This is a genomic window from Streptococcus parauberis NCFD 2020 (genome assembly GCF_000187935.1).
Classification (GTDB): domain Bacteria; phylum Bacillota; class Bacilli; order Lactobacillales; family Streptococcaceae; genus Streptococcus; species Streptococcus parauberis.
In genome coordinates this window covers 1-25570 of record NZ_AEUT02000001.1, presented here as the reverse complement: position 1 = coordinate 25570, position 25570 = coordinate 1, and the positions used below count along the sequence as shown (strand labels likewise).

Here is a 25570-nt window from a genome sequence, read left to right as displayed (position 1 = left end):
CCATAATTATTTAGTTTTTGACAGTTCAATCTCAGTCCGATATAACAAAATTACTTGACTAAATTTCTAAATTTACTAGACTAAAAAAAGCTATCCGAAGATAGCTTGTTTTATTACATTGTTGATGGGTCAACTTTGATACCAACACCTTGAGTAGATGTGATAGCAAGATTTGTCATGTAAGTACCTTTAGCTGTTGATGGTTTAGATTTAACCATAATATCGTTAAATGCTTTAAAGTTTTCAACTAATTTATCAGCGTCAAATGATACTTTACCGATGATAGCTTGTACGTTACCAGCTTTGTCAGCACGGTAAGTAATTTTACCACCTTTTGATTCTTCAACTGCTTTAGTAACATCCATAGTTACAGTACCAGTTTTAGGGTTTGGCATCAAGTTACGAGGTCCAAGGACACGTCCAAGACGTCCAACGATAGCCATCATATCTGGTGTTGCAATAACAACATCAAAATCAAGCCATCCACCATTGATTTTAGCAACTAGGTCATCTTCACCAACGAAGTCTGCTCCAGCAGCTTTTGCTTCTTCAGCTTTGGCACCACGTGCAAAAACAAGTACACGTTGAGTTTTACCAGTTCCGTTTGGCAATACCATTGCACCACGGATTTGTTGGTCAGCTTTACGAACATCAATGTTCAAGTTGTATGCAACTTCTACAGATGCATCAAATTTAGCGAAGTTAGTTTCTTTAATTAATGCTACAGCTTCTTCTACGCTGTATGCTTTTGTGCTGTCAACTTTTTCAAGTGCTGCACGCATTTGTTTGCTTTTTTTAGCCATTTTAAAATTCTCCTTGTAATGTGGTCATATCGATTTGATTTAAAATCTCCCACGTCACTCATCAAATTATGATGAAGTCGTGCGGGTAATAGGGACAGTTACTGATTATTCAGCGATTGTGAATCCCATAGAACGAGCAGTACCTTCGATCATACGCATTGCAGACTCGATGTTTGCAGCGTTTAAATCTGGCATCTTAGTTTCAGCAATTTCTTGTACTTGTGCACGAGTTACTGTTGCAACTTTAGTTGAGTTAGGTGTACCTGATCCTTTTTCAACACCTGCAGCTTTTTTCAAAAGAATAGCAGCTGGTGGTGTTTTAGTGATGAAATCAAATGATTTATCTTCATAAACTGAGATAACAACTGGGATGATCATGCCAGCTTGGTCAGCTGTACGAGCATTAAATTCTTTAGTGAATCCCATGATGTTAATACCTGCTTGACCAAGAGCTGGTCCAACTGGTGGAGCTGGTGTAGCTTTACCAGCAGGGATTTGAAGTTTTACAAGTTTTTCGACTTTTTTAGCCATTTTTAAAAATCCTCCTGTTGTGGTTTTGGCGGTAACTAAGATTTTTACCTCCCACAGATATGCTTATAGCATACCTTACTATTATACCTACTTTGAGAAAAAAATCAAGACATTTACACGGAATAATATAAAAAATTGTTTACGAAATTTATTATTACTTACATAAAAAAAGGAGTATACCAAGTCTAAGCTTAGACTTGGTATACTCTAAAGATTGGCCTGATTAATGCTTCAAAATATCGGACTTAATAACGAGTGCGTGCACTAATTGTCAAGCCTTCTGCAGCTTCATCCTCAGTAATGACATAAATTTTTCCTGAAGATTTTAGCACTTCTACCACAATAAGTCGTAGGTCAATAGCTTTATCATTATCATTTCCGACCACCAAATAGTTCCCTTGGTCATCTTTTACAATCAATAACTCAGCGATTCGGTTTTCAAATGCTAACGTTTTGATTTCTGCTAAGTCATTATCTACTTTATTTTTTGGGCTTGTTTCATTAAAACGATTGACAAGATCAGAATAATTATTTGTGTTTAAGTCAGTTATAAATGCTTGACCTTGTTTTGCAATATCTTCATCAGAAATTTTGGCTGCTGATTGTTCAATGCCGAAATCCATTAATCCCTTATATTTATTAATAGCACGGTAAGCAGCCTGATTTTCTGGAAGTGCATATAAGATAGTCTGATTATTTTCTTCTTGACCAAAATAATCAATTAAAGATTTATCCACAAAGCGGAAGAAATTATTACGGTCAATTTCTTTTTCACTACTTGTATCATTATGTCCATGGAAACTGTGTTGTCCATTTCCACCTTGGCCACCAAAGCTACTGTGGTTTAATTCACCACCAACGATTTCCTCACCTAAAGCTTGCGTTAAACTTATTGGCCATGGTTTATCTTTGATTTCTTTCAGTGAGCTCATTCCAAGTTTAAACAAACGAGCTTGTTCTTGATTTAAGACAAGTAAATGGAATTCATATGCAAATTGGAATTGCTCAATCAATGGTTTAAGATAAGGCGCAGGACCTAAAACAATTCCGTTAACTACTGGGTTATCAATTTGATAGTAAAAAGAATTATCTTTAGTAATGTATAGAACTAGACTCCCACTGCCTGTTAGAATAGTTCGAGCATTATTTTTTACCTCTGCAACTTGTTTTTGCCATTCTTTTTCCAATTTGTCAGTTAATTGACTGGCTTCTTTCAGATAATTGTCTAAAATAAGACTATCCTTTTCAGAATAAGCAGATAAGGGATCTAAATCTATAGTAATTGTAATAAACTGGCGATCCTCAACGAGTAAGTCAGGATGCGGAAATTGATTTAACTGTTCCATATATTTCTCCTTTACTTATTTTTGTTATATAATAATCGTAACATATGAAACATCTTTTTCCTAACAAAAAACATAAGTGACCTTACATTTTTTATTTCGAGTGGTCATCATTATCTTGCTATCATATTTTAAGATGGAAGAAATAGTTTACAATCACAACGAAAGAGTATAAAATTATTTTATGATAACATATAAATTAGTGGCCTTAGCCTTCATTTTTTTAACACCAATTTTTTCATACATTATCGTTTCTACCTTTAAATTAGGACGGTATGGATTAAAATTTCCTGATTTAGCTCTATTATTATTTATTCTGGAGATTGCTTTAGTTTCAGGAAAATTTTTCACTCACACCTTCCTTCCCTACTACTTAATTTTGATGGCTATTTTATCTATCGTCATTTGCTTAGTATTAGTAATTAAAGTTCAAAGGTTCACCTATCCAAGATTTATTAAACTTTTTTGGCGTATTGGTTTTTTAGTCACTTTTTTTACTTATTTTTTACTAGTTATTGCAGTCTTTATCATCTAAAAAAACCTTGAGCATAACTCAAGGTTTTTAATTTGTTTGCAGAACTTTTCTTGGTTTAGTTCCTTCTGCAGGTCCAATAACGCCTGCTTCTTCTAATTCATCCATCAAACGGGTTGCTCGGTTAAATCCAACTGACAAACGTCGTTGAATCATAGAAGCCGAAGCTTTTTGGGTTTCAAGGACTAATGCTTTTGCATCTTCAAATAACGGATCGCCCTCATTGGAATCACCAGATGAGCCATTACCCATGTCAATTTCTGTCACTTCTCCAGGATCAAAGGCATCATCATAATCTGCTTCAGCTTGATCTTTGATGAAGCCAACAATTCGTTCAACATCATCATCTGAAATAAATGAACCCTGAAGACGAACCGGATGGTTCTCATCAATTGGTTTAAAGAGCATGTCTCCTCGACCTAAAAGTTTTTCTGCACCATTCTCATCAAGAATAGTCCGACTATCTGTCCCAGAGGAAACTGCAAAGGCAATACGCGAAGGAACGTTAGCTTTAATTAAACCAGAAATAACGTCAACTGATGGTCTTTGAGTTGCTAATATCATGTGAATACCAGCAGCACGAGCTTTTTGTCCTAATCGAATAATAGCATCTTCAACTTCTTTACTTGCTACCATCATTAAGTCAGCCAACTCATCAACAATAACCACAATCAATGGTAAGGGAATTTGCTTTTGTTCAGATTGTGCATTATAATCTTCAACTTTTCCATTATAACCAGCAATATTTCTGACACCAACTTTACTAAAGAGTTCATAACGATTTTCCATTTCATCAACAACCTTTTGTAAAGCTTTACTTGCTTTGCGGGGGTTAGTAACAACAGGAATTAATAGATGAGGAATATCATTATAAACTGATAATTCAACCATTTTTGGATCGACCATTAAGAATTTTACTTGATCAGGTCGAGCTTTCATCAAAATACTTGAAATAATCCCATTAACAGCAACAGATTTACCAGATCCAGTTGACCCTGCTACCAGAAGATGAGGCATTTTTGTTAAGTCAAAGGAGCGAGCCATACCATTAACAGCTTTACCAAGTGGTACTTCAAGTAATTTATCATCACTAGTATTAGATTGTTCCCAAAGCTCACGGAAGGAAACTGTGGCAATTTCTGAATTAGGTACTTCAATTCCGACTAAAGATTTCCCTGGAATAGGAGCTTCAATACGGACATCTTTAGCAGCTAAAGCTAAAGCCAAGTCATCCGCTAAGTTTGAAATACGGTTAACCCGAACACCGACTGCTGGTTTAATTTCATATTTTGTTACAGATGGTCCAATTTCAGCACGTTCCACTTTCACATCAATTCCAAAACTTTTGAAAGTTTCTTCTAAAACAGTGATGTTTTTGCGAACCAAATTCTTTTCTTTAGACTGATTTTTTGGTTTATCAGGTGCAAACAGGTCAATTGTTGGTAATTTATAAAGTAAATTAGCTTTCGGAGTAAAGTCAACTTCGACTGGCTCATCGTCAAATAGCTCATCATCAATGGTCATTTGATCAGTAGCTTCAGGAATGGGATAAGATTCTAACATCGAATCTTGCTCATCAAATTGATCCATTTCAATTACACCCAAATCTTCTGGATGCGACTCATAAGCAATTATCTCTGGCTCAGCCAGTGGCATTTGCTCGACCGCCAATGGATCCATCATTCCAGCCATCTGACCATCTAGAATTTCACCAGTCTCTATATCTACAGCTCTTTGATTTGGATTATTCTCAAGTAAAGCCTCCTCTTGCAAACGAAATTCTTCAGCTCTCGCTTTTTCTTCTTCTTTTTTGATATAGCGGAGCTCTTTAGCTGCATGATGCTTTTCAAGTAAGTTTTGCATTTGTAACTTCACAAAATTGCTGATGTCATAAACGTCCCAAGGAGTCATCAAAAAGAGCCCTAAAAGGATAACCAAGCCACCAATGAAAAATGAGCCAATATTAGAAAATAAAAAGGAAACTGGTTTGTATAGAAGGGCTCCAATCATACCTCCACCTAGGAAAGAATGAACTTTAAACTGTAAGAGGTCGCTCATAATTAACCGGGCTGTTTCTGAAAAAATTTCTTTGCCCTTCATAAGACTAAATGTGAAGAGGTAAGCATGCCATTCAATTAAAAGTCCCAAAAAAAGAATGACAAAACCAGCAATTAAGCCCTCTTGCTTTTGTAACCATTTGAAAAAAAATAAGTAAATAAAAAGTGCACCAATAAAGAGATAAGCTAAGCTACCTACCATAAAACGGATAACATTATAAGCTGTAACACCAAAAATTCCTAATCTAATAGCAGCAAAAATTAAGACAAGTCCAGTTAAAACGGAGAATATCATCCGTTTAATGGCTCGTTGTTTTTCGATTTCTGCTTTGGTTAGACGCTTAGGTTTTGCGCCTTTTCTTTGTGTATTTCGTTTAGTCATAAAATCATTATACCATTTTTCAATAATTATGAAATACGAACAAGATTCAATTAATTTTGAGAATATACTGATACCCTTAATTGTATTTTCTTGCAACTACTTATTAATATTAAAAAAAACATGAGATAAAACGCATAATTTCAACTTAAATGACGAATGATTTTAGTTTTCTTTATGTTTTATATGGTAAAATAAAAGAAAACATTTCTAAGGAGTTTCTATGAAAAAACTGCTATCAATTAGTTTATTTATTATATTTATTTCTACCTTGACTGGATGTCAATATCTTGATAGAGCTATAAAAGGCGATAAATATGTTGATGATAAAATTGCTCAAAAAAGTAGAGAAAGTGCAGAAAAAGTTTATCAAAAAAAATTCAAGGAAGCTTTAAAAGCTAGCCCTGATAAATTCCCCCAACTTTCGGAGAAAGTTGATAAAAATCAAGCAGAGGTAACATTAATTACTAGTCAAGGTGACATTACAATTAAGCTTTTTCCAAAATTAGCGCCTTTAGCGGTTGAAAATTTTTTAACGCATGCTAAAGAAGGCTATTACAATGGATTAAGCTTTCACCGCGTCATTTCGGATTTCATGATTCAAACCGGTGATCCCAAGGGCGATGGTTCCGGTGGTCAATCAATCTGGTATGACAAAGATCCTGATAAAGATAATGGACAAGGGTTCCCAAACGAAATCTCACCTTACCTTTATAATATCCGTGGTGCCCTAGCCATGGCTAATGCGGGGCCAGATACCAATGGAAGTCAATTTTTCATCAATCAAAATACAGCCAATCAAGGAAAATCCCTTTCGAGTGACAACTACCCCCAACCTATTATTGATGCTTATAATAAGGGAGGTAATCCCAGTCTAGATGGTGGCTATACTGTATTTGGCCAGGTCATCACAGGAATGGATGTTGTAGACAAGATTGCCAAAACAGAGGTCGATGAAAAGGATAAACCAAAAGAAAAAATTCTTATTAAAGAAATCAAAATCAACAAAGATTATACTTTTAAATATTGATGAAAAAAGATGATAAGTTATGTGGTAACTTATCATCTTTTTCTATTTTTTTAAAATCCCTTGTTTAGGGGAAATAAAAAAACTAATGGCAAATAGGAAAGCAGCTGTCAAAACGATTGTTGATCCTGCAGCTATATTAAAGGTGTAACCAATAAATAATCCTAATACAGAAGAGACTGCACCAAGAGTGGCTGATAGTAGTAACATCTCTTTCAAGCTATTGACATATAAATAGGCAGTTGCTGCTGGTGTTATTAATAGAGCTACAATCAATATTGTTCCCACACTTTGCATTGCTGTAACAGCTACTAAAGTTAATAGAACCATCAACAAGTAATGATAGGCACAAACATTGATACCCATTGTTTGTGCAAGAACTGGGTCAAAAGACGTTAATTGAAGTTCTTTGAAAAACAACACAATTGTCAAAAGAACTAAGCAAGATACGCCAATCGTAATCCATTTGTCGCTATCTTGAACTGCTAGGATATTTCCAAATAGTATGCTAAAAAGATTAGTTGTGCTTTGAGCAATTCCAATTAAGATAACACCTAAGGCTAAAAAAGAACTAAATGTAATTCCAATGGCTGTATCTCCTTTGATAATACTATTTTCTTTAATATAAGTAATAAATAATGAGGATAATAGGCCAAACACAATCGCGCCAATAAAGAAATTTATCCCTAAAATATAAGAAATTGCTACACCAGGCAAGACCGCATGAGAAATGGCATCTCCCATTAATGACATTGACCGAAGGATAATAAAACAGCCAACTACTCCAGAAACAATACCAATAATTAAGGCCGTGATAAAGGCATTTTGCAAAAAATGATATTGGCATAGGCCGTTAAAAAATTTTTCAAAAATCATAGTGCTCCTCCCGCCATCATATGACCATAGGCTTCTTCTAAATATTTGGGATTAAAAACATCTGTTACCTTCCCATAAGTAACTAATTTCTTATTTAGGAGAATAACTCGATCAAAGTAATAATCCACCTTACTAAGATCATGGTGGACAATTAAGATTGTTTTCCCTTTACTAGCCAATTTTTTTAACAGATCAATAATAATTGATTCACTTAAAGAATCAATCCCGGCAAATGGCTCATCCAAAAATAAATAATCTTTTTCTTGAATTAAACATCTGGCTAAGAGCATCCGTTGGAATTGGCCACCAGATAAACTTTTGATTGGGCGGTGTTCAAACTCTAATAAACCAACTTTTTCCAAATAATGGCTAACCTTTTCTCTATCCTCTTTACTTATTTTTTTAAAAAATTCAAGTTTCCCATAGGTTCCCAATAAGACACACTCAGATACCGTAATTGGGAAATTGAGATCGATACTACTTCTTTGTTCTACATAGGCAATAGCTGTCGCTTTAGAGTTAGCATCCGCTATATCAATTTTTACTTGACCTGAATAATTAATTAGACCCAATATTGCCTTCATTAATGTTGATTTGCCTGCTCCGTTTGGTCCAATTATGCCAGTTATCCCCCCACCAGGAAGTGATAAGCTAACATCTTGCAAGGCCTCGATTTTGCCAGGATAAGAAACTGATAAATTGTTAACTGTAATCATATAAAACTCCTTAAAAATAAATAAAGCACATGGCCCTTGAGCTCCTGTGCTTTATGGCTATTATTTCGATAAACCTTCTGAAATCTTATCTAAATTCCATTTCATCATGGCATAGTAACTATCACCAGGTTTCCCTTTTTTGGCAACAGAATCTGTAAAAATTTCAGAATAAATTGGAATTCCACTATCCTTAGAAACAGATTTCATAGGTCGACTATCAACACTAGATTCAACAAATATAGCTGATAATTTTTTCTTTTTTAATTTCTCAATGAGAGTTGAAATTTGACTCGGTGTTCCTTCTTCTTCTGTATTAATTTCCCAAATATATGCTGATGGAACATCATAGGCTTTAGAGAAATATTTGAAGCAGCCTTCACTTGTTACAATCATTTTTTTATCTGCTGGTATCTTATCAAACTTAGATTTAGCTTCTTTATCTAAATTATCTAGTTTTGCCAAATAACTTTTTAAATGAGATTGATAGTAAGTTTTATTTTTAGGATCTTTCTTTATTAATTGCTTAGCAATATTTTTTGAATAAATCATACCATTTTCAAGATTTAACCAAGCATGAGGATCTTCTTTACCTTTTTCATTTTGCCCCTCTAAATAGATAACATCAATACCATCTGATACCGCAAAATAATCTTTATTTTTTTCTTTTTTGGCATTCTTAATCAATTTAGTAAACCAAGCATGTCCACCATCTTCTAAGTTAATTCCATTGTAAAAAATCAAATCCGCCGAACTTGTTTTTTCAACATCTTCAGGTAATGGTTCATACTCATGGGGGTCTTGACCAACTGGAACAATACTATGCAAATTAACCTTATTACCGGCTATATTTTTTGTCATATCTGCAATAACAGAATTAGTTGCAACAACATTTAATTTTTCTTCTTTTTTTGCCTGTTGACCACTAGTCGAGCAAGCAGATAGCATGAATAATGACAAAGCAGCAGTCAAAGCAAAAGTAAATTTCTTCTTCATTTTTTCTCCTTAATTTAAGTTATATAATTAATTAAGTATAGTTAATTATATTATTAATCTACATTATTTATCAACATTTGTCAAGATTTTTCTCAAAAAATTTGTTATAATAATGGTTATAAATAAGAGAAAGGCAGAGAGAAATGACGCCTAATAAAGAAGATTACCTTAAGTGCATCTATGAACTGGGACAAGAAAATGCAAAAATTTCTAATAAAATGATTGCTCAGGGTATGCAAGTATCTGCCCCAGCAGTATCAGAAATGATAAAAAAAATGCTGAACCAGGAATGGATTATTAAAGATAAAGTAGTTGGTTATTATTTAACTGATAAAGGCTTAAAATTAATTGCTAATCTCTATCGTAAGCATCGCTTGATCGAGGTTTTTCTAATTAAACAACTATCTTACACCTCTCAGGAAGTTCACCAAGAAGCTGAAGTTTTGGAACACACTGTTTCTGATAACTTTATCGATCGTCTAGATGAACGTCTTTGTTTCCCCGTTTTTTGTCCTCATGGAGGAACTATTCCTCGTAAGGATCAACCTCTAAATGAAATAAATACAAGAACCTTAAATCAAATTACGGAGCCTGGCAAATACCAATTGAGCCGTATTCATGACCAGTATCATTTGATTCAATATCTGGAATCCCATCAGCTTAGTATCCAAACAGTTTTCGAATTACAAAGTATTGACAGCTATGCCAAAACCTATTTAATTACATATCAAGATAAAAGTTTGATAATCCCCGAAAATATTGCAAAAGAGATATATGTTTCTGAACTATAAAAAGACTGGATATGAATCCAATCTTTTTTTAGTTTAATTTGTTTAAAAATGCTAATAAGGTGAATGCGGACTGTTTACCAGCCTCGATAATAAATTGATCAAAAGTTATATTAGCATCATGTGCAGCTGTGTCACTCATTGCCCTTAAAACAATAAACGGAACACCAGAGGTGTGAGCTGCTTGGGCAATTGCTGCCCCTTCCATTTCAACTGCCAAAACTTCAGGAAAATGCGAGACAATCAAGTCTATCTTGTCTTGTCCTGCAATAAAGGAGTCTCCAGTAGCAATCAAGCCAATTTTACTGTGGTTGTCAGCCTCTTCTAAAACAGCTTGGAAGGTTTCAACAAACTCTTGATCGCTTTCAAAAAAAAGTGGTTGTTGAGCCATTTGCCCAAAATCATAATCAAATGCTGTTAAATCAACATCGTGATAAACAAGTTTATCAGCTACAACAATATCTCCAATAGATAAGTCAGAGGCTACAGCGCCTGCTGAACCAGTGTTAATGATAGCTTGAACATTAAAATTTTCAACTAGGATAGCCACGGTCATAGCTGACATGACTTTACCAATTCCAGATTGAACAAGAACAAGCTCGTGTTTACCGAATCGACCACTATAATATGTGTTTCCTAAAACAGATGACTCCGTTTTAGAGGTTAATGCTTCTAAAAGAGAATTTAATTCCTCTTCCATAGCAGCAATTATTCCAATTTTCATTTTGATAATACTCCTAAAGTCTAAATACGGCAAAGATAAGAATGGCTATCAGAACTAAAAGAGCAAATAACATTAAATTTAATTTAGCTTGAAACTGCCCTCTTCTAGCATTCTCGATTCGTCGACTTTTATAAATTCGATTATCAACATTATCATCAAGATCATCATTAATTTGATTTTCTGCAAATGTGATAATTTTGGTGTCTGAGTCTAAATAAGGATCTTCTTCAAAAGTCTCACCACGCCTAGCCCGCTCAATGACATCATCGGTTAGTAATGATTTTCCCATCACATCTCACCTCCAATAGTCAATCCATAGTATTGAATAGCTAAAATTGTTTTTGCATCAACAATTTTGCCATTACTTATCATTTCAAGTGCCTCTTGATAAGTCACTTCTAACAATTCAATCACTTCATCATCATCTTGTGGACGAGGATTAGGAACTTTTTCTAATTGTTTAGCTAAATAAAGTTTGATTTTTTCATTACAAAATCCAATAGCTGTATAGAATTCATAAATGAATTCTAATTGACCTTGATAACCTGTCTCTTCCTCAAGTTCTCTTGCTGCAGCGTCAAGCTCAGAGCCATTTTCACCAACTTCCAACTTACCAGCTGGAATTTCATAGGAAATTTGCTCGATTGCTTTGCGATATTGCTTAACCAAAAGAATCTTCTGGTCATCCGTAATAGCTAGAACTGAAACGGCTCCACGGTGAAAGACCAGTTCTCTTTTTGCTTGTCCAAGGCCATTAGGAAGCTCCACGTCATCTACTGCGACATTAAAGATAGCTCCCTCATATATGGTTTGTCGACGAATAGTCTTTTCTTCAAATTCCATCCTTCTCCTCCTTTTCACAAGTAGTTTACTTATTTTTTATTTGATGGATGATGAGGCAAGTGTTTAGCATAGCCTTCTTTAGTCTCTTGGCGGCTTCGCCCAATTGCAATGCTGTCAGAGGAAACATTTTTGGTAATTGTTGATCCAGCAGCTGTTAGCGAGTTGTCGCCTATTTCCAAAGGTGCGATTAGGGTTGAATTGCTACCAATAAAGACATTGTTGCCAATAATCGTTTTGTACTTGTTTTGACCATCGTAATTAACTGTAATTGTTCCAGCACCAAAGTTAACATCAGAGCCAACTTGGGCATTACCAATGTAAGTTAAATGACCTGCTTTTGTACCTTGACCAATTTTTGAACCTTTGACTTCCACAAAGTTTCCAACATGTACATCTTTTTCTAAGGTTGAACCTGGACGGATGTGGGCATAAGGACCTATTGTGACTCCATCAGCAAGCTTTGAATCTTCAATCATTGAATTGGTAATAACTGCTGATTGTCCAATTTCAGAATTAACAATATAAGTTCCATTAGTTAAAACAGTTCCAGATCCAATTTTAGTTTTCCCTTTTAAGGTAACATTAGCTTCAATCACCACATCTGGATCAATTTGAACATCGCGCTCGATGTAAGTAGCATCTGGATTTTGGAATGTTACCCCATTAACCATGTGAGCCTTATTGATACGACGATGCATAACACTTTCTGCTGTTGATAAAGCAACACGGTCATTTACACCAAGGCTTTCATTGAAGTTACGAAGAACATATGCACCTACTTTTTCACGATTTTCTCTAAAAATTGAGATAACATCTGTTAAGTAATATTCACCTTGAGCATTATTAGTGTTAATATTTTTCAATGCTTCAAATAAACGTTTATTATCAAATAAGTAAGTTCCAGTATTAATCTCTTTAACTGCTTGCTCATAGGAGTTTGCATCTTTTTGTTCAACAATTTTGATAACTTCGTCATCAGAATTTCTAATGATTCGACCATAACCAAATGGATCTTCAGCACGCGCAGTCAAAATTGTAGCAACATTTTTATGGTTAACATGGAAGTCAATTAAATTTTTCAAGCTATCACCAGTAATCAGCGGTGTATCACCAGCAATAACCAAAGTATTACCTTCTAATCCAGCTAGTTGCTCTTCAGCCATCATTACTGCGTGACCAGTTCCTAGTTGTTCTGCTTGAAGCACAAATTCGGATTGGTCTACTAGAACTTCTTGAACTAGTTCTGCTTTATGCCCAATGACAGTCACATATTTTTCAGGATTAATTGCTGAAACACTGCGGTAAACATGTTCTAACATGCTTAATCCAGATACTTTGTGGAGTACTTTTGGGAGGTCAGACTTCATGCGAGTACCTTTACCCGCAGCTAAAATAATTGCGTAGTTTGTCATATATTTTCCTTATTTTATTATTCAAATATCATCTCATTATAGCATAAAATGGGAAAGACTGCATAAAGAGGGAGTTAGACTAACTAACTCCCTCTTTTTTAGATTTGTTTTGCTGCTTGATCTAAGACTGCCATAACTATTTGACTGTGCTCTAAAGCTTGATTTGCTCTATCAAAGTCTTTACCACTAATAATCTCTTCAAAAGCTTTAAACTCAGCTACCATACGGTGATTACCTTGGTTCTGATCAATGATTTCTTCTTCCTGACCATTCAACGTCAACGCTACTTTGGGAACTGTATTTGTTGCTCCTAAAATACTTATTGAACCTTTATTTCCTTGGATTGTTGACTTGATTTCAGCACTACAATCTTTAGCACCAATACAAGCTACCTTAAACTGTCCATAGTCTAACAGAAGTATCCCAGAGGTATCAATATTTCGTTCAATATTTGGCATGTAATTTACATTTTTGGGCTGTCCAAATAACCCGACCACAATATGGATATTATAGACATTCAAATCACGCAAGGCTCCTCCCCCTTTTTCAGGGTCAAATGCTGGCGCAATTTTTCCAACTTTGAAAGCATCATAACGTGAGGAATATTGAGAATAATTACATTCAACAATCTTGATTTCCCCAAGTTGGTCTAAATTTTCTTTAATGTAAGCAAAATTTTCCAAGTACTGGTTAGTAATTGCTTCCAACAAAATCAATTTTTTATCCTGAGCAATCTGACGAAGATCCTCAAACTCAGACATCGTTAAGGTAAACGGTTTTTCACAAATAACATGTTTGCCCATAAGCAAAGCCTTCTTAGCCATGTCATAATGCAAATGGTTTGGTGTTGCGACATAGACAGAATCTATTGAAGAATTATTTAGCAACTCCTGGAAATCACTAGTAGCTTCTTCTATTCCAAAGTCTTCCGCTAGTTGCTCAGCCTTCTCAATACTTCTTGGCGTAGAAAGGATGGCTTTGAGAACAATACCTTTTGTTTCTTGTAATACAGGTAAGGCTTCTTCAACAATTTTACCTGTACCTAATATAGCTAATTTCATTATTTCTCCTTCTTAATCAATCATTCCAAAATAAGTGTTAACTCTGGAACATAAGATGAACCAGCTCTCAAAGCCCGGACTAATTCTGCCTCATTGCCATCAGCATGTTCAGCAGTCGCAAACGATTCATTAATTAAAGTCTGAATAGCTTGTTCATCACTTTTTCTTTCTGGTCTAATTTGCATTTACTTCAAACTCCATCCACCGTCAATTTTGACAATTTCACCTTGTAAGCCTGATGCATTTCCACTTGCTAAGTAGAGAGTTAAATCTGCCACTTCATCAGCCTCCAACCATCGGCCAATTGGTGTTTCTTGAGCAACCCAATCAGCCATGCCTCCTGGCTCAAAATCACTGGCTGTCATTTCTGTTTTAACTGCCCCAGGTGCAATCCCAAAAACGGAAATACCTGCCTTGGCATAGTCCAAAGCTAATTGTCTCGTGAACCCAGCAAGAGCATGTTTACTAGCTGTATAAGCAGCACCGCCACCACCAGCCATAAAACTAGCAATGGAACACATGTTTATGATAATGCCGGATTGCTGCGCTCGCATTTTGCCAAGAAAAAAGGAAGTGGTTCGAACAGCCCCAAAAAAGTTGACGTTCATGACCCTTGTAAACTGGTCTTGACTGATATCAAGCAAGGGCAAGTATGCATCCAAAACACCAGCTGTGTTGCACAGGATATCAATTGTCCCAATCTCTTCAAAAATTGCCTGGCAATCCTGACTAATGTCAGCCTGATAAAAATGAAAATTACCTATCAATTTAGGTTCATCAGCTAGATCAAGACCATAAACAGTATAACCAAGCTTTAAAAAAGCCTGAGCTTGGGCAAGTCCAATACCAGACGAGACACCCGTTACTAAAACAGATTTAGTCATTCACTTCAATCCAATCTTCGGCTAAGACATCACACGGCGTTGGCGCCCACATTGAGAAACCTTCACCATCTCCTGATACATTGATTAGGAAATAAGGTGTCACCTCTAAAGCATGTCCATTTTGTTCTATAGAATCGAATAACTGAACATAATTTTCAGCACCGCCCCAACCAGTTCTCACATATTTTTTCTTAGCTTTTAATCCAGGTAAAATCTCTTCAAATGTCATATTTTAATTCCTTACTTTGCTTAAGTGTTGATTTAATAGCCTTTGTGACTATTGTAAAATGTAAATTTAAAAATTAGTTCGCCTTTTAGTTCACCTAGAGGCTGTTTATTGCTTTTTCATAATATGAAACAGCTTCTTTTTCTTTATCTTTGGATAAGTGGCTATATATATCCATAGTCATGGCCAAAGTTGCATGTCCTAACCGATACTGTAATTCTTTGTAACTGATACCAGCATTCAATAATAAGCTAGCATGAGTGTGACGGAAAGCGTGGAAAGTAAATCTAGGGCAACCAATCTCTTTAAGCCGTCTATCTAAAGAGCCTTGACGTATAGCCGTGTTTTGATACTTCCTTGTAGGAGTTGCAAAAACAACCTTAGGAGCTTCCCCTCCTACCTCAGAAAACAATTGTCTTTGTCTATTCTTGTACAATCGTAACAGATTAACAGTCTTTTGGTCAATGCTGATAACACGGTAACCCGCTTTACTCTTTGGCGTACCTACGATATCAACTAAACGATTATAATTTTTATTAATGTCAATTGTGGCATTCTCAAAGTCAATATCTGACCACGTAAGGGCAATAGCTTCCCCAAAACGGCAACCAGTGGCCAACAGTATGTTATAAAGTACATAATCAAAATAATAACTATATTTTTTATTAGATAGTTTTTCCATATAAGACATTAAAGCTTTTAAATCATCATAATCTATAAACTTAATTGCTTTATTATCTGGTTTGACCGCTTTAGGGAGTATGACATCACGCGCAGGATTGAACGGAATTAATTGCAACGACACCCCATATTGCAAAACGCGTTTATTAATTGAATGAACAGTACCAAAATGGACAAACTCTTTTGATAGTTCATTGATATGACCTTGAATATAACTTACTGACAGTTTATCAAGTTTAATATCCCCGAATACTGGTATCAAGTGATTATGTATCATTCTCTTAGTTGCTATGAACGTTTGAGGCTTTACGGTCATTTCATAACTTTTTAACCACAGTTCAGCAAGTTCTTTATAATTTTCCACTGGTACAGCCTTTGTCACTGTATGACCATTGGTTTTAAAATTATGTTGAGCTTCTTTAATTCTTATTTTAACTTCTTTCTTAGTCCGACCAGTTACACTAGTCTTGACTTTCTTACCAGTGATATGGTCAACACCTAAATAAATGTTAGCACGGTACACGGTTGTACTGTTTTTCTTTTTGTATTCTGTTATTTTCATGTTCTTACCTCTTCTAACCACCCACAAGCAAGTAAAGGAATTAGATAGGTAAAGTCAGTAATTGGCGTTACTGAAATGTAGGAAAATGTAGGGTTGTTGGCGCGTGGTTAGTCTTCGGGTGGAGTTGAGTTGTCATTTTTGGTATTTGAAAATTTTAAGCTCATTTCACTCATGCGCTTCACACCGTCAAAGTTAAGTTGCCAATGTGTGCTATATTCAAATAATTTTGAAAAAAACATTTTCCGGTTTGCTGACATACCACTTATATCACCGTTACGTACAAAGGTGCTCAAATAAAGATTATTAATATTAGACATTGAATACATTGTGTTAGTAACTATTTTTATTTGTTCGTCCGACAAATACAAATCATGATATTTTAAGAAATTTAAAAAATCCGTATCGAAGTCATTAATCATTTGATCAATTTCTTTTTCCATTGTTCTTATATCAGACCAACCCAATAAATAAGGTAATTGGACACCAAAATAATCAGCTAACTTTTCAGCTTTATCTAATTTTATATCTCTTTCGCCACTTTCCCAATATTGAAGTGTTCTTCTAGAAATTTTTAAATTATAAGGTGGCTTAGCAATTTCTTCTATTAATTTACTTTGAGAGTGTCCTAATTCCTCGCGTAGTAATTTTATGTTATTCAAAGTATAGATTCACCTCCTAATAATAGATATTATAACATATGAGCACTTTTAGTGCTCACTTTTTAAAAAAATCATTTTTTTCTCCTTGACAGAGCACTTTTTTTGCGCTAAAATACAAAGTATAGAAATAAGGCGCACTTTTAGTGCTCATCTAAAAAGGAGGTGAACAAATGCTTATTACTATTGAACACGCTGAAAAAGTCAGAGTAAAACGAGGACGGTTAAATCTAACTAAAACCGAAACAGCTAACCGTTTAAACGTAACTTCTCGAACTCTTAAAAAGATTGAGCAGGGCGATTATGACGCACCTAGAAAAATTTTTGCTAATGTTATGAATTTCTTAATTGAAGACTAGAAAGGAAACATATGGAACTAGTTTATTTAGACGGGGCAAAAGAACCCTACACACTATCAAGTATCATTGCTGATTGTGCTGGTATTAGTCATCATGCAATACAAGAACATATCAGAAAACACAAAGCTAGGTTAGAACGTTTTGGAATAATCGCATTTAAAATGCGTAAATTAGACGGACGTGGACGACCTGAAAAGCTTTATCACTTAAACGAACAGCAGGCAACCTTGCTGATTACATTTTTAAAGAATACCGACCAAGTTGCAACCTTTAAGGAAAATCTTGTAAAAGCATTCTTTGAAATGAGAGATGAACTCACTCAAATCAAATTACAGCGAACTCTTGAAGCACCTAAACGAAAAACACTCAATCAAGCTATCAAAACATGGGAACACGCTCCTAAAATGGCTTATCCGACTGTCTACAATCTCTTGCTAAAAGCTGTCACTGGTAAGAATAGCAAGCAATTAAAAGCAACCAGAGGCGCACAATCTGGCATTGACTGCTTAAACTCAATTGAGTTGGCACAGTACACAGCACTGGAAGACATGGCAATAGCATTGATTAACTTAGATTGTGATTATCAAGATATCAAAACATTGGCATTAAAAAAAGCGCCTGAATGCGCGTGAGAACAAGAAAGAGAGAAAAAAACAAACATGAAAATTATGGAATTTAAAGAAAAATATAACGACTTAATTACTGAAATTGATGACCGTATTTCATACAACCATGCAAGAGGTTCCTTTGGCTATTCAGTTGACGGGGCATTATTAGAAAAATTAATCAATTGCATGAAAGATGAATATCTAACTGAAGAAGCTGAATGCGAAGAATAAAAAAAGACAACAAAAAAAAGCCTTAAAAAGTTTGGCGACTGAATAGGCTTTTAAGAATATGAAAATAATAAAATACAAACCCACCCGCAAGCAAGTAAGGGAATTGCATAATTTTTTATTATCTTAATTATAACATATTTGACTAAATTTGACCATAGGAGAGGTGGCTAACCTTTAAATAGCAATGAATAACTAAACGTAGGAGAACCACACAATGAAAAATGAAGTATTTGAAATTAGAGATTATTTAGTAGAAAACAATTATCCAAAAGGTTTTATCTTTATGTTAGATGATTATTTCACAAATAAAGCAATATCTAAAGAAGAAATAAATAACATCATGTCACTACCTAAAGAAGAATATCAGCATTTTATCAATAACTATCAGTTAAGAGGTGCTAACAATGATTAATGAACTAAATTTAACACCCATGCAATACCTACTCACACTCTTGGCACTGCTTCTTCTTATGGTCATTCTTAGCCATTTTAAGAGCTATATTGATATTGACCTACCAGAACTTGAACCAGAACCAAAACCAACGGGGAACCCTTTATATGGGGCGTATATGCAATCACAGGGAAACTACTACAATTAAGGGGGTAACACATATTGAAAAAAATGCCACAGAACACTAAACGAGTTTTACAACTTATCCCAACAGGTAAGGACAGAACTATCACAGGTAATGAAATTGCTACCCTGACAAAACAAAGTTTACGAACAGTACAGGCAATCATTAGGCGCTTGATTATTGACTACAATATCTGTATTTGTGGGAGTAGGGACTATCAAGGCGGTTATTATATTCCCGCCAACGATACCGAGCGACTAGAGGGCGTGAGAGCCTTATATAGCCAACAGCAAGAAGAAGAAAAACGGATAACGGTTCTTATGAACTCAAGTCTAAAAGAGCATGAACGGTATTTGAAAGGTGGTGCTTAGTATGACTTGGCTATCTAAAGAAGCAGAGAATGAAATCAAGCGGGAAGTTGCTATCACTGTTACTACTTTCTTAGACAATTACACTAAACCAGAACCAAGACTATTAGGCTTAATCACTCAAACCGACCTTAAGAAAGAGTTAGGCATAGATTACAACACACTTAGGAGGTGGGAAGATAACGGGCTTCCTAGATACATTCCACCCTTAGAAGATACTAGGAAAGTCTTCTATCGTGTGACTGACATCTTGCAATTCTTGGGGGTGAAATAATGGCTATTTATGAAAGTATTGGTTTTGGCTCACTCCTATATCCATACACTGGTAAGCTAACACCGTTTGACTATATCGCACAATTTAAACCAATGAAACCGCCCGAGAATATGAGCATTGACGATTTTAAGAAATTTCATGCGCCTTACTGTATATCTGGTAAAGTGAAAGCTGAGAAAAATGGAAGTTACAAAAGAAGCAATGCCACTTTGGTATATCGTGACTTAGTTTTCATTGATTATGACGACATTCCTATTAGTGCTGGAACGTTTAAGGATACCATTCACAGCGTTTTAAGTGACTACTCCTATATTTTGTACCCGACTATTAAACACACGGCTGAGAAGCCACGCTATCGCCTTGTAGTGAAACCAGATAAAAACCTGACAAAAACTGACTATGAAGCAACAGTTAACCAGATAGCTGACATGATTGGCTTACCTTTTGACCAAACTTCCATAACGTTCTCACAATTACAAGGACTTCCCGTCACGCGCCAAGAGATTGACCAATATGACCGAGTTGTTAACCTTGGGACTGACTTCCCAACTATCAGAGGTCAAACAGTGACGACACAGGCGCCTAGAGAGCATTTCACACCTTACAGCGGTCAATTATCCATAACAATGCGGGTAATCAATACCTTATTTAATGGATATGGAAACGAGGGCGGGCGCAATGTTGCAATGACTAAATTTGTGGGGTTACTCCTAAATAAATACGTGAATTGTGACATTGAAACAGCTTATAACTTGGCTTTAATTGCAAATGAGAACACCGAGCCACCACTAACTATTAATGAATTAGATACCACCTTTAGGAGTATCTTGCAGGCTGAAATGAGAAAGAGAGGGTTACAGCCATAGACAAAGAAGAATTGAAAGAATTTCAAGGTAAACTTGAAGAAGCAAAAGAACCTGAAACAATGCGGGAACTATATAGCCATTTGTTTAACATTGGTAAACAATGGAGGGAAGAAAATGAATATATAGTCAACGAGGGCAAAAAGAATGAACGGGTTGAAATACCACGACCGAACGTTTCAACAGTTGCTAACATACTGAAAAAGCATTGTCATTTTACTTTCATTGGTTACGGTCAAATTTCAGATATTAGCAAGCTTTACTTTTATCATTTAGATTTTGGCTACTATATCGCAAGTGATGATATTTTAAGAAAACTTATCATAAAATTTGACAGTCGTTTGACCACAGCTAAGTTTTATAACGAGGTTATCGCTTACCTAAGAACTGAAACATATATGCGCGTGCCTATGCAAGAATACTATTATATTCCTGTTAAAAATGGGGTATACAATATCAAGAACCAGCATTTAGAACCTTTTGACCCTAAGTTTATTATCACTAGTAAGATAACCACCCCATTCAACCCCGAAGCTAAGAAGCCTATTTTAGGCGGGTGGTTTGATTTTGACAAGTGGTTTGAAAGTTTGGCTTGTAATGATAGTGAGGTGGTCACACTCCTATGGCAAATCATGAATGAAGCTATCAATCCTAACAGGACAAGGAAGAAAATGGTTATCTTAACGGGTGACGGTAATAATGGTAAAGGGACTTTCCAAGCATTACTTGAAAATCTGATAGGTAAAGAAAATATCAGTAATCTAAAGCCTGACCATTTCACAAAGGAATTTTATACCAGTTCCCTAGAGGGTAAAACTTGTAATATAGGTGATGATATTTCAAACAAATATCTTGATGAAGTGTCCGACCTTATGAGTATTGTATCGGGTGACCGTATCCAAGTAAACCGAAAAGGCAAAGAAACCTTTGAAGCTACTTACCGCCTATTGTGTATCTTCTCAGGTAACGACATACCAAGAGCAAGAAACAAAACAAATGGTTGGTATAGGCGCTTATGTATCGTTCCTTTTAATGCTGATTTTAACGGGAATAAAGAACGCCCTGAAATTAAAGATAAGTTTATCAAGAACAAAACTCTGTTAGAGTGGATACTATTTAAAATCTTAACTATGAAAGATTTTGATAAGTTTATTGAGCCTAAAGCCGTTACCAAAATGTTAAACGAGTACAAGCGGGATAATGATTATATTCTCACTTATGTCACGGAATTTTATATTCCTAATGGTTGGCATAAACTTAATCATGTACCGATATTTATTATCAGAAATAGCCTAAAAGAGTTCTTAGACGATATGGGAGCAGATAAGGCGAATATATCAAACTTTGGTAAGCAGATAATCAAGATACTTGAAAAGCTGACTGGTAACAAGTATGAGGCAAAAAACGGAACTGTTAGCCCTAAAGCCATGGCAATCCTTGACCCTTTAAGCTTCCAATCGGAAAGAATTAAAAACGGGATATGGGGATTACACAAAGTAGGTTAGTAAAATTTAGAGGCAAAAAGCTATTATATCAACGTTTGTAAGCACTTAGGTTATGAGGGGTTAAGTAGAGTAAAAAAAACCTAATCTTACTCAATCCCTTGGTACTATTGGCTTTATTATCTGTTAGGTTAGGAGGTTAGTTATTATATATATACCTTATATAGAGATATTAAAAAGTGTTTCTTATATACAGGGTAATAGAAAATGAAAAACTAACCTACTAACTTTTTAGCAAAAAAACATCCTTAAACCATTGATATTACTGACTTTTGAATTTTAAAAACTCAATTTGAAGAACTAACCCAGAAGCAATTTACATAACCCAATTTTAGAAAGAAGGACAAAATGAAAGAAACTATCTATGAAAGCAATGATTTTTCAGAGCTTGAAGCATACTTTATCAGAGATGATACAGGCAAAGAAGTCACATTTAAACAATTGGCTGACTTATACCATGAAGTAACAACCATTGTTAAAGCGGTCAACCTTGGCTTTAACCCACCTATGGCATTGGCTTATATTATGGGAACTTATAAAGAAATTATTGAAAGAGGTTAAGCATGAAAATCAAAATATTTTACAAAATGAGCGAAGAAAAAATTTCAAGTTTTGAAGCGCGTGTCAATGCTTTTTTAGCATATCAGGAAGTTATTGATATTAAATATCAAGAAGCAATGACAGGCGATTATGAGAACTTAACGACACTCCTATCAATTATGGTCATGTACCATGAGTCAAACTAACATACACTTATTCACTACTCGCACTAATGGCAGATACAAAGGACTGCTAGAGGGGCGCGCACAATGGCTTGAAAGCCTAGAAAGATATTACACCATGAAAACATTATCAGATACACCTAAAACATTTACTTTCACTACTACACTTCCTAACTTTGAACAAGCACAGAAAGCAGGAAGCGCACTTATTGGCTATATGGTTGGAACTTATGAACAATCAGTCATTGATATCACTTACACGGGTAACGGTAACCTTAAAGCAGAATATACCAGTGATGAAGACCTTGCAGAAAGCTTTGAACGTATCACCAATTCACTAGACCACACAGACGACTTTAAAGATTATGAAGAAGATGAACCAACTCTCAAAGGTGACTTAGACACTTACACCGCTTTAATTGGTTCTTTTGACACACTTGGTCAAGCACAAGCATTCACGGAAAACCTAGATTATGAATTAACCAAGGGCAATAACTTTATCTTTGAACAACTCCCTGACATGGTTGTCTTATACGTGTCACCACAGGACACAATTGCAAACAGTACAATTCAAAAGCTAGAAGAAGCTTATGTTAAGCATGAAGCAGATTATAAGCCTGACACTTTCAGATTAAACTATCATGATATGCGCGTGCCCCAGTTGCAAAAATTAGATAAGGACACTATGATTAGTGATATTATCCTATACGAGTTAGAACTATTAGACCATGCTGACAGACTGCTAAGTGATGAACCGTTACCGCTAGATGACCAACATGGTTACGAAACCGTAGAGCTGTTAGGAGATGAAGTCATTGACCTAGTTAAGAAGCTAGACACTGACAAACAATTTGACGGTATCCATGATTATATTATTGGTGGCTAACATTAGCTGATTATAAGATAAAGACGACTTAAAGGGGCTTCTCTAGAAAATGCTAGAAAATGAAACTTTAGTTCTTAAGGTGGCAACTATACAAGGAAATGGTGAAGAATGAATAAAGAAAAAATGCAAGAAATGCTATTGCAAGGGTACTTATTATATGAAAAAAATGGTATAATAGACTTAGTTGAAAAGGTAGATTTTGGGCAAATAATTTTTAAATTTAAGGGCGGAAAAATCTATCAAGTAGATAGAACGCAAACAATTAAATAAAGTCTAAAGAGAAGAACTCAATGACATAAGTAGGGATTATAATTCTTATTTGTCATTGAGTTTTTTTATTTTAGTTAGGAGATAGGACAAATGAATTACAAACAGGGTTTTAATAAACTACTGGCAATCATCAACGACACTGATAATCAGACATTGAAATTTAAAGCTGAATTGATTAAAGACCAGATAAACGACAATGAAACTATTTACCGTAAACGGGACTTACGTTCACGAATGATAACCAAAGGGGGAAGACAATGACAACAATCGAACAGCTAAAAAAAGAAGCCGACAAGGCGCTTACACTAAAAAAGTTGGCTGAGGTGCAAGGGAAAAATAGTAAAGAATACCAAGAGGCTAAGGCTAACTGTGATAGAAAATTTATTGCTTTAAGAAAAGCGCAAGGGAAAACCAGTGCGAAGATGGCAGGCAATAAACTTATTAAGCAAGCGACAGTAAAAAATTCATTTATAAAGAAATAGAGGAGATAAACACAATGGCATTATTTGATAAAGTAGAAAAAGAAGTTAGAACAAAAAAAGCTAAATACGATAAAGAACTATCAGACTGTAAGCAACAAATTACAGATACCGAGGAAGAGCTTGAGAAATCAAAAGCTGAATTAATTGAAGCCGAGGAACAGCTTAATATTGACCAATACAATACAGTTGATGATAAAATTAGAAAGCTTGAAAATGCCAAACGTATCTACGAGTTAAAACATGATAAGATTTTAGATACGCCTTTAATAGATGAAGCTGAATACAAGAAGAAACGTAAACAGTTAGAAGATAATGCAATCACTAAGATTGAAGCTATCAATGATAAAGCGTTACCGCTTATCACACAGATTAAGGAACTGGCTGAGCAAACAGATATTATTTTCAATGAAACTAATGAGCTGCTAGATATCTTATTTAGAGACTTGTATAAGAGTGATGACATGATCAACCCATCATTTTCATATTATGAAAATGCTAGACTTTTATTCAATGATATTAAATCATCACACTTGACACAGCGCTTAGGAATTAAAAAAGAAACAATCATTCTTAGAACGTATGTTTATTCATCAAGATGAACAACAATCAAAGAAATATAAAATGAATAATAAAAAATAAGACCAGTTGGGCGGGTAGGATGGGAAAGGTTTTTGTAGTTTAAAAGTGGCTGTTTTGTAATCGTGCTTATCTTGTAAATAACTTTCAGTTCATAAGTTTTCATATTACAAATCACTTTCTTTTGGTAGGCGTACACAGTGCGCTTGCCTTTTGTTTTGTTGGGCTGTAAGTGTTGATGAGGTTTAAAATTAAATATTTGATAAAAAAAGATTTTTATTATTTTTGAAGTGTTTTATAGTTTGTTAAATGAAACATGATAACCCCCCTATGAAACGCTCGAAAACCGCGCCAGAATAACGGTTGTACTCCTCTTGTAAAACTCTCTCCCTATTTTTTTCGACACTTGAAACAGAAATTGCCCTATAAAATGGTATCTAAAAACTATCACAAACTTAATCATAACTAGAGAAAACTTAATTAAAATAATTACTAAATAGTAATAGCTTACATGAAACATATTAAATCATTATTGAAACGGATAACGATATGAAAAAGAAATTGACTTTAGAAGAAATTAAATTGGAAAAAATGTTATCAAAAATAGAAAGAGACTTAACAGAAAAGAAGCATGCTCCTAACTTTAGAAAAAAATATAAACAGTATAGCGGTATTAAAAAGTAGGTAGTAACTTCCTTTTATTGTCTATATAAAGCGATATGAGACACATTTATTATTAAGTATATAAGTTTATCGCATT

At 34.9% G+C, this 25570-nt stretch carries 36 protein-coding genes and 2 pseudogenes; 20 read left to right on the top strand and 18 right to left on the bottom strand.

Features of this window, described 5'->3' with window-relative positions:
- Window positions 1–113: 113 nt before the first annotated feature.
- From rplA to SPB_RS00155, 3 genes are all read right to left on the bottom strand, one after another.
- Window positions 114–803 carry a 50S ribosomal protein L1 gene (gene rplA, locus SPB_RS00165; protein ID WP_003103240.1) on the bottom strand — a complete coding sequence of 230 codons (690 nt, stop codon included), beginning with the start codon at window positions 801–803 and terminating at the stop codon, window positions 114–116.
- Between the two features lie 105 nt (window positions 804–908).
- On the bottom strand, window positions 909–1334 hold the full coding sequence (gene rplK / locus SPB_RS00160) for a 50S ribosomal protein L11 (RefSeq protein WP_003105508.1): 426 nt from the start codon (window positions 1332–1334) through the stop codon (window positions 909–911).
- Between the two features lie 245 nt (window positions 1335–1579).
- Window positions 1580–2680, bottom strand: coding sequence for a baeRF6 domain-containing protein (locus tag SPB_RS00155; RefSeq protein ID WP_003104364.1), 1101 nt, complete (start codon window positions 2678–2680; stop codon window positions 1580–1582).
- 181 nt (window positions 2681–2861) lie between these two features.
- Between SPB_RS00155 and SPB_RS00150 the strand changes: the two genes are divergently transcribed.
- Window positions 2862–3212 carry a DUF3397 domain-containing protein gene (locus tag SPB_RS00150; protein ID WP_003103771.1) on the top strand — a complete coding sequence of 117 codons (351 nt, stop codon included), beginning with the start codon at window positions 2862–2864 and terminating at the stop codon, window positions 3210–3212.
- A gap of 27 nt (window positions 3213–3239) precedes the next feature.
- Here the strand turns inward: SPB_RS00150 and SPB_RS11675 are convergent.
- Both SPB_RS11675 and SPB_RS11670 read right to left on the bottom strand, forming a co-directional pair.
- A pseudogene (locus SPB_RS11675) lies at window positions 3240–4721 on the bottom strand (DNA translocase FtsK); the annotation flags it as partial.
- A 287-nt stretch (window positions 4722–5008) separates the two neighbouring features.
- Window positions 5009–5648, bottom strand: a pseudogene (locus SPB_RS11670) (cell division protein FtsK); the annotation flags it as partial.
- 220 nt (window positions 5649–5868) lie between these two features.
- On the opposite strand from SPB_RS11670, the gene SPB_RS00140 reads away from it, so the two are divergent.
- A complete protein-coding gene (locus SPB_RS00140) occupies window positions 5869–6675 on the top strand; it encodes a peptidylprolyl isomerase (protein WP_003105256.1) in 807 nt (268 codons plus the stop codon).
- Between the two features lie 42 nt (window positions 6676–6717).
- On the opposite strand, the gene SPB_RS00135 is transcribed toward SPB_RS00140, so the two are convergent.
- From SPB_RS00135 to SPB_RS00125, 3 genes are read right to left on the bottom strand one after another with little or no spacing between them, the layout of a single operon-like run.
- Window positions 6718–7545 (bottom strand): metal ABC transporter permease, encoded by an 828-nt coding sequence (locus tag SPB_RS00135; RefSeq protein ID WP_096633863.1) that lies wholly within the window; start codon window positions 7543–7545, stop codon window positions 6718–6720.
- Complete coding sequence (locus SPB_RS00130) at window positions 7545–8264, bottom strand: metal ABC transporter ATP-binding protein (RefSeq protein ID WP_003105040.1); 720 nt, start codon at window positions 8262–8264, stop codon at window positions 7545–7547. The genes SPB_RS00135 and SPB_RS00130 overlap by 1 nt, the downstream gene beginning before the upstream one ends.
- 60 nt (window positions 8265–8324) lie before the next feature.
- On the bottom strand, window positions 8325–9257 hold the full coding sequence (locus tag SPB_RS00125; protein WP_003103719.1) for a metal ABC transporter substrate-binding protein: 933 nt from the start codon (window positions 9255–9257) through the stop codon (window positions 8325–8327).
- 143 nt (window positions 9258–9400) lie between these two features.
- Between SPB_RS00125 and SPB_RS00120 the strand changes: the two genes are divergently transcribed.
- Window positions 9401–10048 (top strand): metal-dependent transcriptional regulator, encoded by a 648-nt coding sequence (locus tag SPB_RS00120; protein ID WP_003102854.1) that lies wholly within the window; start codon window positions 9401–9403, stop codon window positions 10046–10048.
- A gap of 28 nt (window positions 10049–10076) precedes the next feature.
- Here the strand turns inward: SPB_RS00120 and SPB_RS00115 are convergent, their stop codons facing one another.
- The 10 genes from SPB_RS00115 to SPB_RS10855 all read right to left on the bottom strand — a co-directional run bounded on the left by SPB_RS00115 (window position 10077) and on the right by SPB_RS10855 (window position 17097).
- Complete coding sequence (locus SPB_RS00115) at window positions 10077–10769, bottom strand: 5'-methylthioadenosine/adenosylhomocysteine nucleosidase (RefSeq protein WP_003105337.1); 693 nt, start codon at window positions 10767–10769, stop codon at window positions 10077–10079.
- A 13-nt stretch (window positions 10770–10782) separates the two neighbouring features.
- Window positions 10783–11058, bottom strand: a complete 276-nt coding sequence (macP, locus tag SPB_RS00110; RefSeq protein ID WP_003104502.1) for a cell wall synthase accessory phosphoprotein MacP — start codon at window positions 11056–11058, stop codon at window positions 10783–10785.
- Window positions 11058–11612, bottom strand: coding sequence for an NUDIX hydrolase (locus SPB_RS00105; RefSeq protein WP_003105295.1), 555 nt, complete (start codon window positions 11610–11612; stop codon window positions 11058–11060). The genes macP and SPB_RS00105 overlap by 1 nt, the downstream gene beginning before the upstream one ends.
- A 29-nt stretch (window positions 11613–11641) precedes the next feature.
- Complete coding sequence (glmU, locus tag SPB_RS00100) at window positions 11642–13024, bottom strand: bifunctional UDP-N-acetylglucosamine diphosphorylase/glucosamine-1-phosphate N-acetyltransferase GlmU (RefSeq protein WP_003103992.1); 1383 nt, start codon at window positions 13022–13024, stop codon at window positions 11642–11644.
- 98 nt (window positions 13025–13122) lie between these two features.
- Window positions 13123–14085, bottom strand: a complete 963-nt coding sequence (locus tag SPB_RS00095; RefSeq protein WP_003102988.1) for a Gfo/Idh/MocA family protein — start codon at window positions 14083–14085, stop codon at window positions 13123–13125.
- Between the two features lie 20 nt (window positions 14086–14105).
- Window positions 14106–14270 carry a hypothetical protein gene (locus SPB_RS11295; RefSeq protein ID WP_003105634.1) on the bottom strand — a complete coding sequence of 55 codons (165 nt, stop codon included), beginning with the start codon at window positions 14268–14270 and terminating at the stop codon, window positions 14106–14108.
- Window positions 14271–14969 carry a 3-oxoacyl-ACP reductase gene (locus SPB_RS00090; RefSeq protein ID WP_003104827.1) on the bottom strand — a complete coding sequence of 233 codons (699 nt, stop codon included), beginning with the start codon at window positions 14967–14969 and terminating at the stop codon, window positions 14271–14273.
- Window positions 14962–15198, bottom strand: a complete 237-nt coding sequence (locus tag SPB_RS00085; RefSeq protein WP_003103015.1) for a DUF2829 domain-containing protein — start codon at window positions 15196–15198, stop codon at window positions 14962–14964. Before SPB_RS00085 ends, SPB_RS00090 begins: the two co-directional genes overlap by 8 nt.
- A 94-nt stretch (window positions 15199–15292) precedes the next feature.
- Window positions 15293–16438 (bottom strand): tyrosine-type recombinase/integrase, encoded by a 1146-nt coding sequence (locus SPB_RS00080; protein ID WP_003103922.1) that lies wholly within the window; start codon window positions 16436–16438, stop codon window positions 15293–15295.
- A 107-nt stretch (window positions 16439–16545) separates the two neighbouring features.
- Window positions 16546–17097 (bottom strand): helix-turn-helix domain-containing protein, encoded by a 552-nt coding sequence (locus SPB_RS10855; RefSeq protein ID WP_003103555.1) that lies wholly within the window; start codon window positions 17095–17097, stop codon window positions 16546–16548.
- 170 nt (window positions 17098–17267) lie between these two features.
- Here SPB_RS10855 and SPB_RS00070 point away from each other — a divergent pair, with 170 nt between their 5' ends.
- The 17 genes from SPB_RS00070 (at window position 17268) to SPB_RS11575 (ending at window position 25494) form a co-directional block, all read left to right on the top strand.
- On the top strand, window positions 17268–17453 hold the full coding sequence (locus tag SPB_RS00070; protein WP_003105173.1) for a helix-turn-helix domain-containing protein: 186 nt from the start codon (window positions 17268–17270) through the stop codon (window positions 17451–17453).
- A gap of 11 nt (window positions 17454–17464) precedes the next feature.
- On the top strand, window positions 17465–18085 hold the full coding sequence (locus SPB_RS00065; RefSeq protein WP_003105650.1) for a Rha family transcriptional regulator: 621 nt from the start codon (window positions 17465–17467) through the stop codon (window positions 18083–18085).
- A 27-nt stretch (window positions 18086–18112) separates the two neighbouring features.
- Window positions 18113–18292, top strand: coding sequence for a hypothetical protein (locus tag SPB_RS00060; RefSeq protein WP_003102370.1), 180 nt, complete (start codon window positions 18113–18115; stop codon window positions 18290–18292).
- A gap of 214 nt (window positions 18293–18506) precedes the next feature.
- Window positions 18507–18704 (top strand): hypothetical protein, encoded by a 198-nt coding sequence (locus SPB_RS00055; protein WP_003102599.1) that lies wholly within the window; start codon window positions 18507–18509, stop codon window positions 18702–18704.
- Complete coding sequence (locus SPB_RS00050; RefSeq protein WP_037621064.1) at window positions 18697–18891, top strand: hypothetical protein; 195 nt, start codon at window positions 18697–18699, stop codon at window positions 18889–18891. The genes SPB_RS00055 and SPB_RS00050 overlap by 8 nt, the downstream gene beginning before the upstream one ends.
- A gap of 14 nt (window positions 18892–18905) precedes the next feature.
- On the top strand, window positions 18906–19238 hold the full coding sequence (locus SPB_RS00045; RefSeq protein ID WP_003105779.1) for a hypothetical protein: 333 nt from the start codon (window positions 18906–18908) through the stop codon (window positions 19236–19238).
- A 1-nt stretch (window position 19239) separates the two neighbouring features.
- Window positions 19240–19509 carry a MerR family transcriptional regulator gene (locus SPB_RS00040; protein ID WP_003103011.1) on the top strand — a complete coding sequence of 90 codons (270 nt, stop codon included), beginning with the start codon at window positions 19240–19242 and terminating at the stop codon, window positions 19507–19509.
- Window positions 19509–20375, top strand: a complete 867-nt coding sequence (locus tag SPB_RS00035; RefSeq protein ID WP_003103980.1) for a primase alpha helix C-terminal domain-containing protein — start codon at window positions 19509–19511, stop codon at window positions 20373–20375. Before SPB_RS00040 ends, SPB_RS00035 begins: the two co-directional genes overlap by 1 nt.
- A gap of 59 nt (window positions 20376–20434) precedes the next feature.
- Window positions 20435–21877 carry a DNA primase family protein gene (locus SPB_RS00030; RefSeq protein ID WP_003105034.1) on the top strand — a complete coding sequence of 481 codons (1443 nt, stop codon included), beginning with the start codon at window positions 20435–20437 and terminating at the stop codon, window positions 21875–21877.
- A 345-nt stretch (window positions 21878–22222) separates the two neighbouring features.
- Window positions 22223–22435 carry a hypothetical protein gene (locus SPB_RS00025; protein ID WP_003102560.1) on the top strand — a complete coding sequence of 71 codons (213 nt, stop codon included), beginning with the start codon at window positions 22223–22225 and terminating at the stop codon, window positions 22433–22435.
- Window positions 22436–22437: 2 nt separating this feature from the next.
- The gene (locus SPB_RS00020; protein ID WP_003103260.1) at window positions 22438–22620 is read left to right on the top strand and encodes a hypothetical protein; all 183 of its coding nucleotides are present in this window, start codon (window positions 22438–22440) and stop codon (window positions 22618–22620) included.
- A gap of 94 nt (window positions 22621–22714) precedes the next feature.
- A complete protein-coding gene (locus SPB_RS00015) occupies window positions 22715–23482 on the top strand; it encodes a basic helix-loop-helix domain-containing protein (protein WP_003104789.1) in 768 nt (255 codons plus the stop codon).
- A gap of 108 nt (window positions 23483–23590) precedes the next feature.
- Window positions 23591–23752 (top strand): hypothetical protein, encoded by a 162-nt coding sequence (locus SPB_RS11290; RefSeq protein ID WP_003102525.1) that lies wholly within the window; start codon window positions 23591–23593, stop codon window positions 23750–23752.
- A gap of 90 nt (window positions 23753–23842) precedes the next feature.
- On the top strand, window positions 23843–24013 hold the full coding sequence (locus SPB_RS11285) for a hypothetical protein (RefSeq protein ID WP_175282142.1): 171 nt from the start codon (window positions 23843–23845) through the stop codon (window positions 24011–24013).
- Entirely contained in the window at window positions 24010–24234 is a 225-nt protein-coding gene (locus SPB_RS00010) for a hypothetical protein (RefSeq protein ID WP_003102918.1), read from the top strand. Before SPB_RS11285 ends, SPB_RS00010 begins: the two co-directional genes overlap by 4 nt.
- 14 nt (window positions 24235–24248) lie before the next feature.
- Window positions 24249–24833 (top strand): hypothetical protein, encoded by a 585-nt coding sequence (locus tag SPB_RS00005; protein ID WP_003104090.1) that lies wholly within the window; start codon window positions 24249–24251, stop codon window positions 24831–24833.
- Between the two features lie 526 nt (window positions 24834–25359).
- Window positions 25360–25494 carry a hypothetical protein gene (locus SPB_RS11575; protein ID WP_003103514.1) on the top strand — a complete coding sequence of 45 codons (135 nt, stop codon included), beginning with the start codon at window positions 25360–25362 and terminating at the stop codon, window positions 25492–25494.
- Window positions 25495–25570: the final 76 nt, after the last annotated feature.

Coding starts and splice junctions, on each gene's coding strand:
- rplA (WP_003103240.1), bottom strand. CDS start 803: ATGGCTAAAAAAAGCAAACAAATGCGTGCAGCACTTGAAAAAGTTGAC.
- rplK (WP_003105508.1), bottom strand. CDS start 1,334: ATGGCTAAAAAAGTCGAAAAACTTGTAAAACTTCAAATCCCTGCTGGT.
- SPB_RS00155 (WP_003104364.1), bottom strand. CDS start 2,680: ATGGAACAGTTAAATCAATTTCCGCATCCTGACTTACTCGTTGAGGAT.
- SPB_RS00150 (WP_003103771.1), top strand. CDS start 2,862: ATGATAACATATAAATTAGTGGCCTTAGCCTTCATTTTTTTAACACCA.
- SPB_RS00140 (WP_003105256.1), top strand. CDS start 5,869: ATGAAAAAACTGCTATCAATTAGTTTATTTATTATATTTATTTCTACC.
- SPB_RS00130 (WP_003105040.1), bottom strand. CDS start 8,264: ATGATTACAGTTAACAATTTATCAGTTTCTTATCCTGGCAAAATCGAG.
- SPB_RS00125 (WP_003103719.1), bottom strand. CDS start 9,257: ATGAAGAAGAAATTTACTTTTGCTTTGACTGCTGCTTTGTCATTATTC.
- SPB_RS00120 (WP_003102854.1), top strand. CDS start 9,401: ATGACGCCTAATAAAGAAGATTACCTTAAGTGCATCTATGAACTGGGA.
- SPB_RS00115 (WP_003105337.1), bottom strand. CDS start 10,769: ATGAAAATTGGAATAATTGCTGCTATGGAAGAGGAATTAAATTCTCTT.
- macP (WP_003104502.1), bottom strand. CDS start 11,058: ATGGGAAAATCATTACTAACCGATGATGTCATTGAGCGGGCTAGGCGT.
- SPB_RS00105 (WP_003105295.1), bottom strand. CDS start 11,612: ATGGAATTTGAAGAAAAGACTATTCGTCGACAAACCATATATGAGGGA.
- glmU (WP_003103992.1), bottom strand. CDS start 13,024: ATGACAAACTACGCAATTATTTTAGCTGCGGGTAAAGGTACTCGCATG.
- SPB_RS00095 (WP_003102988.1), bottom strand. CDS start 14,085: ATGAAATTAGCTATATTAGGTACAGGTAAAATTGTTGAAGAAGCCTTA.
- SPB_RS11295 (WP_003105634.1), bottom strand. CDS start 14,270: ATGCAAATTAGACCAGAAAGAAAAAGTGATGAACAAGCTATTCAGACT.
- SPB_RS00090 (WP_003104827.1), bottom strand. CDS start 14,969: ATGACTAAATCTGTTTTAGTAACGGGTGTCTCGTCTGGTATTGGACTT.
- SPB_RS00085 (WP_003103015.1), bottom strand. CDS start 15,198: ATGACATTTGAAGAGATTTTACCTGGATTAAAAGCTAAGAAAAAATAT.
- SPB_RS00080 (WP_003103922.1), bottom strand. CDS start 16,438: ATGAAAATAACAGAATACAAAAAGAAAAACAGTACAACCGTGTACCGT.
- SPB_RS00070 (WP_003105173.1), top strand. CDS start 17,268: ATGCTTATTACTATTGAACACGCTGAAAAAGTCAGAGTAAAACGAGGA.
- SPB_RS00065 (WP_003105650.1), top strand. CDS start 17,465: ATGGAACTAGTTTATTTAGACGGGGCAAAAGAACCCTACACACTATCA.
- SPB_RS00060 (WP_003102370.1), top strand. CDS start 18,113: ATGAAAATTATGGAATTTAAAGAAAAATATAACGACTTAATTACTGAA.
- SPB_RS00055 (WP_003102599.1), top strand. CDS start 18,507: ATGAAAAATGAAGTATTTGAAATTAGAGATTATTTAGTAGAAAACAAT.
- SPB_RS00050 (WP_037621064.1), top strand. CDS start 18,697: ATGATTAATGAACTAAATTTAACACCCATGCAATACCTACTCACACTC.
- SPB_RS00040 (WP_003103011.1), top strand. CDS start 19,240: ATGACTTGGCTATCTAAAGAAGCAGAGAATGAAATCAAGCGGGAAGTT.
- SPB_RS00035 (WP_003103980.1), top strand. CDS start 19,509: ATGGCTATTTATGAAAGTATTGGTTTTGGCTCACTCCTATATCCATAC.
- SPB_RS00030 (WP_003105034.1), top strand. CDS start 20,435: ATGCGGGAACTATATAGCCATTTGTTTAACATTGGTAAACAATGGAGG.
- SPB_RS00025 (WP_003102560.1), top strand. CDS start 22,223: ATGAAAGAAACTATCTATGAAAGCAATGATTTTTCAGAGCTTGAAGCA.
- SPB_RS00020 (WP_003103260.1), top strand. CDS start 22,438: ATGAAAATCAAAATATTTTACAAAATGAGCGAAGAAAAAATTTCAAGT.
- SPB_RS00015 (WP_003104789.1), top strand. CDS start 22,715: ATGAAAACATTATCAGATACACCTAAAACATTTACTTTCACTACTACA.
- SPB_RS11290 (WP_003102525.1), top strand. CDS start 23,591: ATGAATAAAGAAAAAATGCAAGAAATGCTATTGCAAGGGTACTTATTA.
- SPB_RS11285 (WP_175282142.1), top strand. CDS start 23,843: ATGAATTACAAACAGGGTTTTAATAAACTACTGGCAATCATCAACGAC.
- SPB_RS00010 (WP_003102918.1), top strand. CDS start 24,010: ATGACAACAATCGAACAGCTAAAAAAAGAAGCCGACAAGGCGCTTACA.
- SPB_RS00005 (WP_003104090.1), top strand. CDS start 24,249: ATGGCATTATTTGATAAAGTAGAAAAAGAAGTTAGAACAAAAAAAGCT.
- SPB_RS11575 (WP_003103514.1), top strand. CDS start 25,360: ATGAAAAAGAAATTGACTTTAGAAGAAATTAAATTGGAAAAAATGTTA.